The sequence below is a fragment of the Marinomonas sp. FW-1 genome (assembly GCF_005222245.1).
In the GTDB taxonomy this organism is placed as follows: Bacteria; Pseudomonadota; Gammaproteobacteria; order Pseudomonadales; family Marinomonadaceae; genus Marinomonas; species Marinomonas alcarazii.
In genome coordinates this window covers 2,580,966-2,596,388 of record NZ_CP025987.1, presented here as the reverse complement: position 1 = coordinate 2,596,388, position 15,423 = coordinate 2,580,966, and the positions used below count along the sequence as shown (strand labels likewise).

Here is a 15,423-nt window from a genome sequence, read left to right as displayed (position 1 = left end):
TTACCTTAGTATTAAGCTGTTAAGTAATAATTTACATAAGAATAAGTGTAAAAAATAGAAGGGGAGTGGTGCGTTGTTTTAACGTATTAAACTTACGTTTTGACGCTTAATATGTTGGTTCACTTGCAAGAAAAGCAGTGCTCCAGACAAAATGCCAAAGCTTGCTAAACCTGACCATACCCAGCCGTGATGTATGCTGGTGGAAGACAATAGCCAGCCGGTGGTGATGTTGCCGATAAAAGCGTAAACACCTCCCACACACGAATACAATCCGTAATGGCTACCTAGTTCTTTGGGAGAACAAAATTTAGGGACATAAGCACCTAACAGCGGGAACACTAACATTGAGCCAAGGCTAAAAAACACGGCACAAAGGATAAAGGGCAGTGCCGGTAACGAAGAGAAACTAAGGTTGAGCCACAAATAGCTAGAGCCCATCATAGCCATGCCTAAGCCGATTCCGCGTGCTGTTCCCAAATAGGATTCTACGAACCGACTGACAGGCATTTGCATTAACACGCCCAAGATAGAAGAAGTAGCGAAAACCCAAGTGATAATGCTGACATCTTGAGTGATGGCACGTATTTCGTGAGGAACAGCAATATACAATTGATGAAACAGTAAGTGGTAAACGGAAGAGCACAGGACAAATTGCATAAAGGCTTTGTGTGTAAGCATTTGTCCCCATTGTTGCCAAAATTTTGAGTGGGCGTGTGTGGTGTTTCTTTGTGATGCCAACTCAGGTAAATAACGCCATTGAATGACCAGTAAGACAGTAAATAAAGCCGCTGAAATGACACCAACTAAAGCGAAATCGAAATAAAGAAGAGATAAACCTACCAATGGCCCTAGCAGCATTCCTGCTCCGGATGTGACGTTTTGCAGCGCGAATACTTTGTCTCTAGCTTTTTGCTCTGGGTATTCGGAGGCTAAATAAGCTTGGCTGCTTGGTGTAAAAAGGGCGCCAGCAAAGCCAGAACAAAATGCCCCTAAGATTAGGACGGGAACCGTTTGACCAATACCAAGTAAAGTAAAACCAATGATACGTACAGCGCAGCCTAATAGAATAAGGCGTTTGTAGCCTAATCTGTCACCTAAAGTTCCGCCTACCAGAAACATGCCTTGTTGGCTTAATACTCTAAGCCCTATGATCACGCCCACATACCAACCACTGATGCCCAAATTATGCTGCAAATGATCGGCTAGATAAGGCAGTAACATGTAAAAGCCAAGATTGAAAGTGAAGCCGTTGATGACCAAAACTCGTCCTGCTGGAGAGAGTAAGTGCCAATCTTTTAGTAGGTGTTTCGAAAACATGATGTTGTGACTGTAAGCCTTAATGGAATAATACCTTGAAGCAAGGGTTTTGCTGTCTTAAGAAGAATCAGATAGCACCTTCAGCGATGCTTATTATCTTTTTTCTCGTTCCTGACAGGTTATTTGATTCTGAGGTTTTGCTGGAGGAAGTTGTCCGCGTATTTCTAATCGTGCGTACAAAAGGGATACCGGCAGAGTCTTTTGTGATGTCTGCGTTGACGTTATAGACATTTTTAACCAAAGAAGGTGTGAGAATATCACTTGGGTAACCATTGGCAACGAGCTTACCATCTTTGAGAACTAAGAGGTTGTCAGCATATTGCGCGGCAAGATTTAGATCGTGAAGCACCATGATGGTAACCCAGCCTTGTTCTTTGGTTTGCGCATCTAGATGATCAAGAAGAACGTGCTGAAAGTGCAGATCCAATGCGCTGACAGGCTCGTCTAGCATGAGGATTTTGGGTTTACGCATCAAAGCTTGAGCGAATAAGATCATCTGGCATTGGCCACCACTCAGCTTATTGACCTGTCGATCGGCAAGATGCAGCAGGCCAATTTTATCTAAGGCAGAGAGCGCTTCTTCGATAACGCTGTCATCCAAGCGAAACCCTAGAGTATTTAATTGTCCCAGTAACACCACTTCTAAAACGCTTAACTCAACATCAAGACGAATGTCTTGGGGCATATAGCCAAATTGTTTGCGCCATCGAGACAGCTGCTTGCGCTGAAGTGTTTCGTTTTCAAAAGACACCACACCGGATTTAGCTTGAATGTCGCCAAACAACGTTTTTAGAAGTGTGCTTTTGCCTGTACCGTTTGGTCCGATAATCACGTTTACTTTACCTGGCTCTAAAGCAAAGGACATATCATTTGCTAGAACGAGGGTGTCTAAAGTGACGTTAAGGTTATTTACTGTCAGCATAGTTTAGCGCCTTTTACCTAAAATCAGCCAAAAGAAGAAGGGCACACCAATGATGGCAGTGACAATGCCGATTGGGAAGAGTGCGCCAGGCACGATTACTTTAGACAACACTGATGCACTAGAGAGTAAAAACGCCCCTATAATAAATGACAAAGGCAAAAAGAAGCGTTGATCTTCTCCTACTAACATCTTCGCGATGTTAGGCGCCACAATGCCGACAAATCCAATAATGCCTACAAAGCTGGTCACTGTTGCCGTCATAACGGCAACGATTATTAAAGTACGTAACCTAAGTTGAGTGATGTTCACTCCAAGGCTTTTGGCTCTTTCTTCACCTAAGCGCAATGCGGTTAGCTTCCACGCATCTCGTATTAAAAAGAACATACAGATGACCGTCACGCTGATAATAATGACAAGATTAGACCAAGAAGCTTTTGATAAGCTGCCGAACAGCCAAAATAGGATTTGTTGGCTTAATTCTGGAGAAGAGACAAATTGTACAAGTGATAGCAGTGACTGGAATAAAAACAACAATGCGATACCAGCCAAGATAAGTTGGCCTGAGCTGATGTGTCTCATGGTTGCTAGGGCAAATAAAAACGCGGCCGCTAGCATACAGCAAATGAAGGCCCCTAATGGAACGGCAATATTTGTATTGATGCCTAAAGAGCCGAAATACAACATCATCGCAGCACCAAAGCCCGCCGCGGCCGCCATTCCTAAGGTGTAGGGGCTCGCCATGGAGTTATTAAGTAGAGTTTGCATTTCAGCGCCACCCACACCTAATACGCCACCCACAACGATCGCCATAATCGCGATTGGTAGGCGTAAGCTGGAGACAATGACTTGTGTTGTTGCATCTACTTCGACAGGAAAACCAATAAGATTCAATAGCGCTTTAGCCACATCTTTAACGTTTAGCAAAGAAGGGCCTGTTGCGATATCTAATACAAAAGAAAAGGCAAGAACGGCGAGTAAGATGCTGATGACTGTCCAACGACGTTTTTCACTGTGTCGTTGCTTTGATACGGCATCAGAGATTAGGGCTGATTGCATTATTATTTACCAAGAATATGTGTGCTTTTGGTGTATCGCTCTAGTTGGGCTATGTGATTAATAGCGTTATTTGAAGCATCTGCTGCTTCTAGATGTTGAACATTTGTATAAAGCCCTATCGATGGCTAATCTCATGGTTATACGCAGATCCATTAATGAGCCTTTTTTATTGAGAATTATTTCTGTTTGGAATCTTACGGATAGATGAGAATTAATCAAGAACTTTATTACGATTTAAAGTGCATTTAAGAGTCATTTCAATATAGAGCAAAAGCTGGGCCTAAAAAGGGCCTGAACAGGCCTATAGAGGAGAGAGCGTATGCTCCTCCTTTATAGGCTGAGTTGAGGCATATTTTACTCTGATATTTGGGCGGTAAAGGTGCCTGTTGGCATGATGGGTAAATACTTCTTATAAAAGTTTAAGTATTCCTGCTCTGGGTCTATGTCCTTGAATAAACTAGGGTACATAGATTTAGCGATAAACTGAACCATAGAGGCATCTAAAATAGAACGGGAAGCACCTTGGTAAATACCGTATACGCGGTTGTTTTTTACTGCTGGCATTTGGTCCCAGCCAGTGCGAGCTTTATAACCCGCGAGACGAGATTCAGCCAGTTTTCTATCGACACCTTGTCCCATGGCTATTGCATCGCCTGCCATACCTGATTCTGTGCCTGCTAGAAATACAACTTCAGGTCGAGAAGCCAGAACCTGCTCCGGGTTCATTGGTCCCCACCACTCTACAAATGGTGCAGCAATATTATCGCCTTCCATCATGGTAATCACTGCCCCCCACATATTTTTACCATAAGTGAAACTATATTGACTCGGGCCTTTATTGCCAAACTCAACATAAGTGCGTGGTTTTGGTAGTTTAGCGGCTTTTATACGCTGTAAGGTTGATTCTATAGTGTGTTTATAGTCATCTGCGATTTCTTGAGCACGTTTTTCTTGCCCAGTTAATTCACCAATAATTTGTGTGCTCTTGATGTGGCGCTCTAGTGTTTGAGCATTGTAATCGACAACCACAATTGGAATGCCTGCATTTTCTAAGCGTTCGGCATCCGTACCAAGGCCTTTATATTGCCAATCAGCTAGAAGAACAACACTCGGCTTAAGACTGATGACTTTTTCAATAGAGAAAGTTTGAGCTTCTACTTCTCCAACATCAGGGATGCTCTTTAACGAAGGACGATAATTCGTATAAAGGCTCCAGCTTGAAGGGCGCCATCCTTCCCACGTGTCACGAGAAATTCCAACTACATTATCTAATGCGTTTTCAGTACCTATGGCCATGTAATCTTCAGCGTAAAAACCTAAGATGACACGCTTGGCAGGTAAGTCTAGTTCAACTTTTCTACCCAAAACGTCGTTAATGACCGTCATTTTTGCTTGAACGGAACCAGCAAAAATAGAGATGCCTAACGCTAAAATAAGCAGTACACGTGGATTCATTAAAGAATGTCCTTTTATTGAGAATGATTTTTGTTTGAGATATTACGGATAGGCGAAAATTTAGCAAGATTTTTCAAGATATTAATAAGATTTAAGATGTTTTTAAGAATCATTATCATATTTAGGGTGTGGGGAAGCTTGCATAGCGCTAAAAAAACTTATAATTAATGGGGGACATTGCTCAGCAGGCTGGTATTCAAGTGATATTGTTCTTTGACTCCGATATGCCGAACCATGTCACTACGCAGGATATCGTTGTAGACAGTGGAGTTACGTTAAACACCTAGTAAGGTTGTTATAGGATGAATCAAGCGTTTTTCTCGCTTGGTAAGGGAAATTTGCTCCGTATGATCTTCATATTGAGCTTTTATATGGATGTTAAAGTGAATTGCTATTCCCAAACGCAAATACTGTTGTTTGGTACTCATGTTTTATATGCGAGCCATCTTATTTTTAAAGAAGAGTCTTTGGTTGCGACAGACTATGAAGCCTCTATTGCAAAGCCGTCAGGCTATAGCAATTGGAGAGCTAAGCGTAAAACAAGCTTTTTAGCCGGGCGGCTTGCTGTTCGTCATCGGCAAAGCTGTTTAAATTTGCCTCTGACAGATATTCCAAAGGCTAAAGACGGCTCACCAGTTTGGCCAGAAGACTACATAGGCAGTATTTCTCATACTGAGAAGCAAGCCGTTGCGGTGATATTGCCAAGATCAAAACAAGCGATTCAACACATTGGCATTGATCTAGAGTTGCTTGATGATGCGGATAAGCTTGATGCGGCTAATCTAATAGGTTTAGCGTCTGAGTTTGAAATACTAGAAGCAATGGGCGTGGAGAAAAAACGATCGACCTTATTGTTATTCTCGCTCAAAGAAAGTGTTTACAAAGCCTTATTTCCTCTGGTTGGTGAGTTTTTTGACTTTCTGGACGTCGCTTTGGTTGCCACTGATGATGAGGCGTTCGAATTTCGGGTTAGGCGTCAATTAAGCTTCGTTGTCGGATCCGGTTTTACTTTACATGCTCGCTATAAAATACAGGATGACCATATTATGACTTGGGCCTATTGTTGACAGCTTATACGGTAAAACACCAAAAATTAATGCTGTATGGGCTGACGAGATTGAGCTTAGATAATTTAGGGAAGTCTTTGAGTTTCACTTTGCCATTTCTGAATTTTGGTTTTAGGCCGTTGATGCGTATCTTTTTTGACGTAAGTGAATCTGCGGTAATCTCAAAGCGTTTCTTTTTCGATCCAAAGCCATTGCATTGTAGAATTTTTGGGCTGGCCGACATGTTGATAATGAGCAGGGTGCATTTGCCTGCTTTTTTGGCGCTATGGCAATAAACTTGTACATAAGGGTCATCACTTTGCACATCAAAAACATGTTCTCCCATGAGCTTGCCCCATAGCCAGCTTACCCAATAATCTGGGTTGGGGTTGAGAGTTTGTCGGTTGATAAGTGCGTAGTCGCCGCCAATTAAGCTTTGTCTTATCATGACTTTTTGACCGATTTTCGCGCCCCTGCCAAGTTGGTCAGCCCACCAAAAACAAGAAGCAAAGCGATCTGATAATTTTGCTTGTCCGCCACACTGGGCTGAGCCTGTTTCCCCGGTCCATAATTGGGCGTTGGGTTGATGCTGATGGCGAAGTTTCTCTAATTGGCGCGAATATTTTTCATAATCTAAAAGAGAATTTGGCGAAAGAAGGTTGCTGATTGAGGCCGCTCGGGTTTTGACAGGAGAGCGGCTGCTTTGAAATGGGTAATAGTGCCAATCTACAATGTCGAGAGATTCTTCTAGGGACTCTAGAAACGAAGCGGATAGGTTGCTAAATGGCTTTATGGCTTCACCAATTCGGGGCCAGAAAGCACTGCCTGGGCCAGCAATTTTGCTATTGGGGCTATATTGTCGAACACAACGAATAAAGACATCATAATCTTTGGCGAGACTTTTCGCGCTTGGTTGGGATGTGAGGCCATGAAATGCCCAATAAGCATTTAGCTCATTACCCAGCTCACAAATGTCGATGTTTTGCCCGTGAGCTTGGCTGTATTCCAAAAGTGATTTGACTTCGTAGGCTTGCCAGTTGCCTTGTTGACGGCGATCGAATAGGCCATATTTCATGGTAAACATAAGACCCAATTCATTGCGCTGACAAAAGTCATGCAGCTGATGCCACATTTCTTGGGTCACAATAAGCGCCTCAGGGTTGTCTGTTGTAGAGGGGGTTGTGAAGTAATGGATATTGTCGGCTTCCGAACCACCAACGCGCACGTACGCTGCCCCTAAAGCCTGTACTAATAAATCGAGTTTTTCTTGCTGTAAATCGAGAGGCTCGACCCGTTGGGTGCCTAATCCTCGTTGTGTCCCTTGGCTACCTTCCCACCAAAAGCCACCAGCAAGTACCGAGATATCAATAGAGAAAGATAAGTACCTAGGTTCTATAGTGGTAATAGGCGTGGTGCTGTTAAGATGAACAACAAGTGATTTGTTTTGACGAATGTTGCGTCTATTTTGATGCAAAGGTCGTAACAGTCTAGAGCTAAACAAGAGTCTTCTTCTCTATTAAAAGGTTTTCTTTAGACTGCAATAAATATATGACATTTATGTGATGCTACTATTTAGAAGCGCATTTTGATTTTTAAAGGACGCGGTTATGAAACTTTCAATTTGGATTATGACTTTTTTATTAGCTGGCTGTACCAGCGCACCTAAAAATATTGATCCTGTGACGCAGTTTCAGTTAGAGCGCTATTTGGGAACTTGGTATGAAATTGTTCGCCAAGATCATGCTTTTGAAGAGGGTTTGTCAGAGGTTACTGCAACGTATTCTATGCGAGAAGATGGCGGAGTAGCGGTTTTGAATCGAGGTTATTCGGCCGAAGATAAAGCATGGCGAGAAGCTGAAGGGCGGGCTTATTTTGTTAACTCTTCCAATGTAGGGCATCTGAAGGTATCGTTTTTTGGGCCTTTTTATGGCGCTTATGTTATTTTCGAACTGGATCAAAAAGACTATCAATATGCCATGATATCCGGTCCTAGCCGTGATTATTTTTGGTTGTTATCTCGCACACCAACTATGCCTGAAGCCGTGAAACGTCGGTTATTAGCAAAAGCAGAAGCGTTAGGTTTCCCCATGGATAAGTTGGTGACAGTGGTACATACCCCAAAGGGGACGTGAGATCAAAACAATGTGCAGGTGACCGATTGCTTAGCCGCCTCACTTGAGCAAACTTTAGCGTAAGCCTCTGGGGTTTGTATCAGGGTATAATGGGCATTTGAGTCTCTACATAGAGCAAGAAATTCCTCATATTGGTGGTTGAAGTTGTCTTTGGTTATTTCATAATCAATGATGGCATCATTGCCGCCCCAATTACTGCCGACATTTTCCGTTTTCGTACTTTGAATTAAATAGGTGATCTCATTATATCTAAGGCGAACTTGATGACAAAAAGCGCTATTAGGTGTGGTTTCGTTGCATTCAGTCATATCAATCTCTAGCAGCTCTTTTTCTGCTTGATAACGATCTAACTGATCCTGTGATCTATTTTTGCCTCTGTGATTTTGCTCCGCTCTAAGAGACAGCGCTTCTAATCTATTTTTAGCTTTATTGAGGCGGTCTTCTTTCACTAAGCATTTTTTTCCAAACTCTACCAAGTCGCTACTGTGCGAAAGGCCACTCACCATAGCTAAGCTAAGTGTTAAAAGGCTAGACTTTATGATTGGGATCGTCATTAGGGTAGTAACCTGCTTTTTATCTTGAATTCATGTGACTCTAGTATAAGCCTAGGTTTGTTTTGTGTCCTTACCTTGATCAAGCAGCGATGCTGTATAGAATTAAGGTTTAGTATAAATCTTAATGTCTAATGATATGCTAGAGCGATAAGAAGAGGCAAAAGCTCAATACTGAAGATATCGCCCTATAGATTATAGGTTTTATTTCCTAAGCGTTTATCTTACTGGTAATTTTGCTGAACAGACATTAACCAATATTAGTTGGAATAATACAGTGAATCAGGTTAACAACTCGTACGGATTGGATGTGCATCCATTACGGGACTCCTTGTATGCAGAATTGCATTCTCGTCCTTTCCAAGTTCTTCCTAGCCCAGCCAGAGTAAGCTATCTTGCGGTCATTTTGAGGCCGGAGCAAAAGAAAGCTGAGTTCGAACATTTTTGTGCGCTTTATCAATATTTTACTGGCACGCCTCCAAAAGAAGATGGGGCCTGTATTGAAGTGGATTTCGGGCATTGTAAAATACGTCGCGATAAGCATTTAGAGTTTACGTCTTACATCATTACCCGTGGTCAAGTTGATTCCAGTCTTGGCTTTTTTGATCAAAATGCTTTGTCATGTTTGCCTGTGGATTGGCTGTCTGCCATCCCAGGAGCCGTCATTGCCGCTTTTCATATAGCGATTGAAGACGCACGCACAATACCAGAGCCAGATTTAGCCTTGGTAAAAAGTCACTTTGAAGGAATGCGCTTAGTAGGGAGTCGTCCGCAAAATGGCGATGCGCAAGTTTGGACGAGTTTTCAGCTGCACAGCGATGGCTGTGGTCGCTTTTTGATTTATAACAAAAACATGAGCGACAGCCAGTTAGGCCGAATGGTGCAGCGGGTTATTGAGATCGAAACCTACCGATTAATGGCATTATTGGCTCTGCCTATGGCGCGTAAATACAACGCGGAGCTGGTGGCTATGGATCAAGAGCTAGCGAACACCACTGCCAGCTTATCTGATGCAACAGAGACTCTTGATGAGCAGGCTTTGTTGGGTGAGTTAATTGAAATGGCAGCTTGGGTAGAAGCAACTCGAGCGAAGACCTCTTTTCGGTTCAGTGCCACAAGGGCCTATCATGAGCTAGTACTAAAGTGTTTAGCAGAACTAAAAGAGGACGAAGTGTCAGGGCACTTGACCATCACCGAATTTATGACACGCCGACTAACGCCAGCAGTAAGAACTTGTAACACGGCAGGGAACCATTTAGAGAGCCTTTCGACTCGTATCGACCGAGTGTCGGATATGATGCGCACCCAAGTAGAAATGTCGATTCAATCTCAGAACCAGCAGTTGCTAACCTCTATGGATCGTCGCTCTAAAATTCAGCTTGCCATGCAACATACGGTTGAAGGCTTGTCTGTTGCAGCGATTAGTTACTACAGCGTAGGGTTATTGAAGTTTTTGATCGAAGCCGTGTACGACAAAGGCGTTAGTTTTGATAAAAGCCTAGTGATAGGTTTGTCAGTACCTCTTGTGGTTGGCAGTGTGTGGTTTGCGACACGAAAAATCCATAAACGCTTTTTGCTATTAGCGAAAGCAAAAGAGGGAGGCTAGATCTTGCTCTATGTAACAATTTAAAAAGGCTTTCTACAACGCTAATAGAAAGCCTTTTTTATGTGGAACAGTTCACGGCTTTAAAGCTTTTTAGATCGTATTATGAATTTCTGCCACGAAATCATAGGAATCCCCAGGAAACCATGAACGCGTAAATTCAATGGGCGTGCCATCTTGCGTGACGGCGGTACGTTCAATGTAAAGCACAGCGCTAAGCTCTGGGATATCGAGCAACTGGGCTCGCTGTTCATCAATACTTATTGCTCGTAAGCGCTGGAATGCACGAACAGGGCGGCAGCCTTGTTGCTCTAATAAATCGTACAGTGACCCTTCCATCGCAAAAGGGTTAAGAATGTAATTGCTTGGAATCGTTGCTAACTCAAGTGCCATGGGTTTGCCGTCGGCGTAACGCAAACGATAAAAACGCACAACCTCCTGCTCTGCAGATAATTTCAGTGCTTTGCATTCATCTTCATGGGGCATTCCCAAAGATCGATCTAGCCACTTAGACGTAATGGCTTTGCCGCGAGCTTCCATAACTTCGGTAAAGCTGCGTAAGTGGTTCAGTGGTTGCTCAACCCGTTCGCTGACAAAAGTCCCAGCACCTTGACGTTGCGTTAATACATCCTCTTTCACTAACTCGTCGATGGCACGGCGTACAGTAACCCTTGATACATCAAGATATTTAGCCAGATCACGCTCTGGTGGCAGCGTATCACCGCCAAGCACTCGACCTGCAGAAATAGACGCTAAAATGGCTTTTTTAACCTGCACATAGAGAGGAATACCTTTTGCTCTCAGTGCTTCGCCAGCGCCAAATAATTCATTAACGCGATTTTGGTTCATAGTTAGTGTCCTGAACGGGAAGGGGTTCCCGTACTTGTTATTGCTAAGGGCTAAATATTCCAGGGTTAAAGGGGAATAGTCGCAGTCGTATGGGCGTTAACCCTTTTTAACGCCTTGCCTTGATGATCAAATAAATACAAACGATTAGGTTGAATGCCAAATGTGATTTTATCACCCGCTTTGTGTTGATTATCGCCATCGACCTTAAGCACCATTTCGCCTTCCTGACCGATATCGACATACAAATAGGACAGTTCACCTAGGTGCTCTATCAAAGTAACTGTGCCTTCAACGGTATTGTGTTCGCAGTCGAGCGCAATATGTTCTGGTCGTAAGCCAAGTTGCACTATGTCACCTTTGTTTAGCGATGTCGTATCAATGCAAGCCTGAATGGCACGGCCGGATTCTAGCACAAGTTGCGTGTTTTCTGGGGCAGGTTGACTGATTTTGGCTGTTAAAAAGTTCATCTTTGGCGAACCAATAAAAGCAGCAACAAATTGGGTTTTGGGGTGGTGATATAAATCCAAAGGTGCGCCAACTTGTTCTACACGTCCCTTGTTCATGACGACGATTTTATCGCCTAATGTCATGGCTTCAACTTGGTCATGAGTCACATACACTACGGTGGCTTTTAGTTCCTGATGAAGTTTGCCAAGTTCGACACGTGTTTGAACCCGTAAGGAAGCGTCTAAGTTAGATAAAGGTTCATCAAATAAGAAGACTTTCGGGTCTCGTACAATGGCGCGGCCTATGGCGACACGCTGGCGCTGGCCACCAGACAGCTCTCGAGGTAATCGTTCCAGTAGATGATCAATCTTTAGCTTTTTTGCTGCCTCCATTACCTTGTTGTTCACAAAGTGTTTGTCTTTGCCTGAGATTTTTAAGCCAAACGCCATGTTTTTGAACACATTCATGTGCGGATATAAGGCATAGGATTGGAATACCATAGCAATACCACGTTTGGCTGGTGAGCGCCCATTAACGCGCTCTTCGTCGATATATAAGTCGCCTTCTGTGATGTCTTCTAATCCAGACAGTAAACGTAATAAAGTCGATTTTCCGCAACCGGATTCGCCAATCAAAACGACAAATTCGCCGTCTTTTATATCAAGGTCGATGCCATGAAGTACGTCCACATCGCCAAAGCGCTTTTTGATATTGTTTAGTTTTACACTTGCCATGAAATAAACCTCCAACGGTCAAAGATAGAAAGTATTATTTGACCGCTCCGCTGGTTAAGCCGCGGATCAATTGTCTTGAAAAAATGGTGTATAGAATCAGCACAGGAACGATCGCCAAAGTTAACGCTGACAAAACTGAGTTCCAGTCGGTGACGTATTGCCCCACAAATTGCTGTACGCCAAGGGTAATAGTGCGAGTTTCTTCACCTGGCGCGAGTATCAGCGGGAACCATAAATCGTTCCAAATCGGAATCATGGTAAATACAGCCACGGTCGCCATTGCGGGCTTCAGTAGCGGTAAGATGACACAAAAGAAAATTTTGTATTCACTAACGGAATCGCAACGGGCAGCCTCGGTAAGCTCCTTGGGAATAGTGCGCACAAACTCTGACAAAATGTACACAGCAAGCGGTAAGCCTTGGGCTATGTACACCAGCACCAGAGCAGTGAGTGTATTCACAAGGTCCAAGCTCACCATTAGGCTTAAGATACTTACCGTACCCAATCGAATGGGGATCATGATGCCCATGGCAAACAAAAAGGTAATCAGCAAGTTGCCTTTGAATTTGTATTCCGTCAGTGCCCAAGCCGCCATAGCACCCAGTAAAAGTACTAAGCCAACCGCCAAAATTGTGACGACTAAGCTGTTCCACGAATACAAACCGAAGTCAGATCTCAGAAGTACTTGTTGGAAGCCCACCAAGGTAAAGGAGTCACTGTCTGGCAAGCCGAGTGGGTCGCGGAAGATAGCCCGACGCTCTTTGAAGGCATTGATCACAACAACAATAATTGGGAAAAGTGCAATTACGGTATAGGCCAATAAGACTGCATGTATCGTGACGCTTTTTGGGACTTGTCTTATTCCAGAGGCGGGCATTAGCCGATCTAATAGTTTCATCATAGCCTCCTTAAAATTGGAATCGCTGAATGCGACGTTGAATAAAGAATAGGAACAACATAACGCCCACCAAAATGATTAAGAACATCAGTGTAGCCACCGCGGCACCCATGGAAGCGCTGCCTTGTTGTAGCTGGAAACCAAAGAAGGTTCGGTAGAAGAAGGTCCCCATTAAATCCGTTGAAAAGTTAGGTCCAGCAAGAGCGCCTTTCACGGCGTATATCAATTCAAAAGCATTAAAGTTCGCCACAAACGTCAAAATCGAGACCATGGCGATGGTCGGTAAAATCAATGGTAATTTAATGTGCCAAAATGTTTGGAATGAATTGGCGCCATCTACCACGCTGGCATCGACAATATCATCAGGAATATTCAACAAGGTGGCGTAGATCAACATCATCGGAATACCGACAAACTGCCAGACGGAGATAAAGGCTAAAGTAATTAGCGCGCTGCCTTCTTTGCCAAGCCATGCATCGAAGTATTGGCCAAGGCCAATATTATAAAGAAAGTCTTCTGAAATGCCCCAGATAGGGCTTAATAACAACTGCCAAACAAAGCCGATGATAACCACAGATAACATGGTTGGCATAAAAATGAGTGTTCGATAAGTGCCAGAGAGACGTAATTTTGGTGTGCTTAATAATACCGCCAGAAGCAGACCTATCGGATTTTGTACAAGCATATGGATCGCAAAAAATTTAAAGTTATTGCCGAGTGCATTCCAGAAAGCTTGTGACCAAGTATCGTCCGTTATCAAGGTGATAAAGTTTTGCAAACCGACAAAGTTGCTTTGTCCTTGTTGCTCGTTGTACAGGCTTAATACCAGTGTATCGAGCAAGGGGTAAACACTGAAAACAACGTAAATCAGCAATCCTGGCCCAAGGAAAAACACCAAGTGCCATGGGAAAGGTTTCTTTTCGTCATGTTGGTTGGATGGCGTCATAGTTCATCTCAAAAGGTTATTAATCTTAACCCCTTCCCGGCCTCCCTTAGCAAGGGGAGGAGCAGGCTAGTTTTATTCCCTCCCCTTTATCTTCAAGGGGAGGGCTAGGGTTTCACTTATTGCTGAGGTTTGTACCATTGCTCCAAACCGTCCTGTGTTTCTTTGGCGGCTGCTTCTGGTGTCATGGTGCCATTGATAACCTGAGCACTAACATTCCATAGTTGGTTTTCTAAGTTTGGCGTACCACGAGATAGGATTTGATAAGAGTTACGAATGGTCGACTCGCACTGCTGACGCCAGCTCATAAACTCTTGTGCAACAGGGTCTTTGATGTCGATTTGGTGATTAGACAATGGGAAGAAGCCTGGTACCGCATTCGCATAAAGTGTGGCGAATTCTTTGCTAGCCATCCAATTTAAGAAGACTTTAGCGGCTTCTTTATTCGTCGAGTTCGCATTAATGCCAATCCCCATATCGGTATGATCACTGATGTAACAAGTGTCTCCTGATTTCGCCACAGGTGGTGGGAAGGCGCCAAATTCAAAATCCGCCTGATTGTTAAATGTCTGAATGTCCCAAGAGCCCGCTGGGTAAATGGCTGCCCGGCCTAAAGTAAATAGGTTTTGTGAATCAGAATATTTTTGCGCTTCAAAACCTCTGCCCAGATACGGTTTCCACTCGGAAAGTTCTTTCCAAGTGTCCACATAGGCTTTGTCAGTTAACTTTGCTTCGCCTGTTAATAGTGCCTTACGACCTTTTTCGCCTTTCCAATAGTTCGGGCCAATGTTCTGGAACCCCATTGTGGCTGCTTCCCATTGGTCAGCAGTACCCATAGCTAGCGGAATGTAACGGCTTTCAGTCTTGATGGTTTCTAGAGTGCTAAAGAATTCATCGCGTGTTTTGGGAATCGATAAATTGAGCTCTTCAAATATTTCTTTGTTATAAACAAAACCATGTAAAACAGAAGCAACAGGCATACAGAATTGGTCTTTACCATCATCTGTTACCCAAGCACTTTTCGCTACATCGGAGAATTGTTTTAAACCTTCTAAATCATTTAAGTTGGCTAGGTAACCATCTTTATAAAGGTCGAGAGCGGTATCGAATGGACGGCAAGTGATTAAGTCACCAGCAGAACCTGCTTTTAATTTTGCTTGCAGTGCCGAGTTGTATTCAGTTGGAGGGGTTGGTGCGAAGTTAACTTTTGTGTCTGGGTGGCTTTTGTTGAAGGCTGGAATAATAACATCTGACCAGATGTTAGCATCGTCACTACGCCAACTTTCAATAGATAAACCATCTGCCGCTTGCGCGATACCAGTACTGCTAAGCAGTATCGCCGCTAGGCAAGTGAGCTTTGTAACCGTTTTTGCTTCCGGTTTTTTGTGAAGTAAAGCGGAACGAACATTTAACATGAGTACTCTCCGATTGTGTTTTCCAATTGTGATGTGGTTGCTTTTTTATTAGTCT

At 43.5% G+C, this 15,423-nt stretch carries 14 protein-coding genes; 3 read left to right on the top strand and 11 right to left on the bottom strand.

Annotated features, from left to right (window positions below):
• Nucleotides 1-78: 78 nt before the first annotated feature.
• From C1X04_RS12085 to C1X04_RS12070, 4 genes are all read right to left on the bottom strand, one after another.
• Nucleotides 79-1,317: an MFS transporter gene (locus tag C1X04_RS12085; RefSeq protein ID WP_137170057.1), complete on the bottom strand. Its 1,239-nt coding sequence runs from the start codon at nt 1,315-1,317 to the stop codon at nt 79-81.
• 67 nt (nt 1,318-1,384) lie between these two features.
• Nucleotides 1,385-2,239, bottom strand: a complete 855-nt coding sequence (locus C1X04_RS12080; protein WP_137170056.1) for an ABC transporter ATP-binding protein — start codon at nt 2,237-2,239, stop codon at nt 1,385-1,387.
• 3 nt (nt 2,240-2,242) lie between these two features.
• On the bottom strand, nt 2,243-3,295 hold the full coding sequence (locus C1X04_RS12075; RefSeq protein ID WP_110573643.1) for an iron ABC transporter permease: 1,053 nt from the start codon (nt 3,293-3,295) through the stop codon (nt 2,243-2,245).
• A 354-nt stretch (nt 3,296-3,649) separates the two neighbouring features.
• Nucleotides 3,650-4,750: an ABC transporter substrate-binding protein gene (locus C1X04_RS12070; RefSeq protein ID WP_137170055.1), complete on the bottom strand. Its 1,101-nt coding sequence runs from the start codon at nt 4,748-4,750 to the stop codon at nt 3,650-3,652.
• Nucleotides 4,751-5,097: 347 nt separating this feature from the next.
• Here C1X04_RS12070 and C1X04_RS12065 point away from each other — a divergent pair, with 347 nt between their 5' ends.
• Nucleotides 5,098-5,817: a 4'-phosphopantetheinyl transferase gene (locus C1X04_RS12065; protein WP_175404939.1), complete on the top strand. Its 720-nt coding sequence runs from the start codon at nt 5,098-5,100 to the stop codon at nt 5,815-5,817.
• Between the two features lie 4 nt (nt 5,818-5,821).
• Here the strand turns inward: C1X04_RS12065 and C1X04_RS12060 are convergent, their stop codons facing one another.
• The gene (locus C1X04_RS12060) at nt 5,822-7,297 is read right to left on the bottom strand and encodes a glycoside hydrolase (RefSeq protein ID WP_254682254.1); all 1,476 of its coding nucleotides are present in this window, start codon (nt 7,295-7,297) and stop codon (nt 5,822-5,824) included.
• A gap of 106 nt (nt 7,298-7,403) precedes the next feature.
• Between C1X04_RS12060 and C1X04_RS12055 the strand changes: the two genes are divergently transcribed.
• A complete protein-coding gene (locus tag C1X04_RS12055) occupies nt 7,404-7,928 on the top strand; it encodes a lipocalin family protein (RefSeq protein WP_137170053.1) in 525 nt (174 codons plus the stop codon).
• 2 nt (nt 7,929-7,930) lie between these two features.
• Here C1X04_RS12055 and C1X04_RS12050 read toward each other — a convergent pair whose 3' ends face one another.
• Nucleotides 7,931-8,482 (bottom strand): hypothetical protein, encoded by a 552-nt coding sequence (locus tag C1X04_RS12050; protein ID WP_137170052.1) that lies wholly within the window; start codon nt 8,480-8,482, stop codon nt 7,931-7,933.
• 274 nt (nt 8,483-8,756) lie between these two features.
• Between C1X04_RS12050 and C1X04_RS12045 the strand changes: the two genes are divergently transcribed.
• Entirely contained in the window at nt 8,757-10,085 is a 1,329-nt protein-coding gene (locus C1X04_RS12045; protein WP_137170051.1) for a DUF3422 family protein, read from the top strand.
• 90 nt (nt 10,086-10,175) lie between these two features.
• Here C1X04_RS12045 and C1X04_RS12040 read toward each other — a convergent pair whose 3' ends face one another.
• The 5 genes from C1X04_RS12040 to C1X04_RS12020 form a co-directional block, all read right to left on the bottom strand.
• Nucleotides 10,176-10,931, bottom strand: coding sequence for a GntR family transcriptional regulator (locus C1X04_RS12040; protein ID WP_110573631.1), 756 nt, complete (start codon nt 10,929-10,931; stop codon nt 10,176-10,178).
• Between the two features lie 65 nt (nt 10,932-10,996).
• Complete coding sequence (locus C1X04_RS12035; protein WP_137170050.1) at nt 10,997-12,112, bottom strand: ABC transporter ATP-binding protein; 1,116 nt, start codon at nt 12,110-12,112, stop codon at nt 10,997-10,999.
• A 34-nt stretch (nt 12,113-12,146) separates the two neighbouring features.
• Entirely contained in the window at nt 12,147-13,010 is an 864-nt protein-coding gene (locus tag C1X04_RS12030) for a carbohydrate ABC transporter permease (protein WP_110573627.1), read from the bottom strand.
• A gap of 10 nt (nt 13,011-13,020) precedes the next feature.
• Nucleotides 13,021-13,956, bottom strand: a complete 936-nt coding sequence (locus C1X04_RS12025) for a carbohydrate ABC transporter permease (RefSeq protein ID WP_110573625.1) — start codon at nt 13,954-13,956, stop codon at nt 13,021-13,023.
• 116 nt (nt 13,957-14,072) lie between these two features.
• Nucleotides 14,073-15,368 carry an ABC transporter substrate-binding protein gene (locus C1X04_RS12020; RefSeq protein ID WP_110573623.1) on the bottom strand — a complete coding sequence of 432 codons (1,296 nt, stop codon included), beginning with the start codon at nt 15,366-15,368 and terminating at the stop codon, nt 14,073-14,075.
• Between the last annotated feature and the right edge of the window lie 55 nt (nt 15,369-15,423).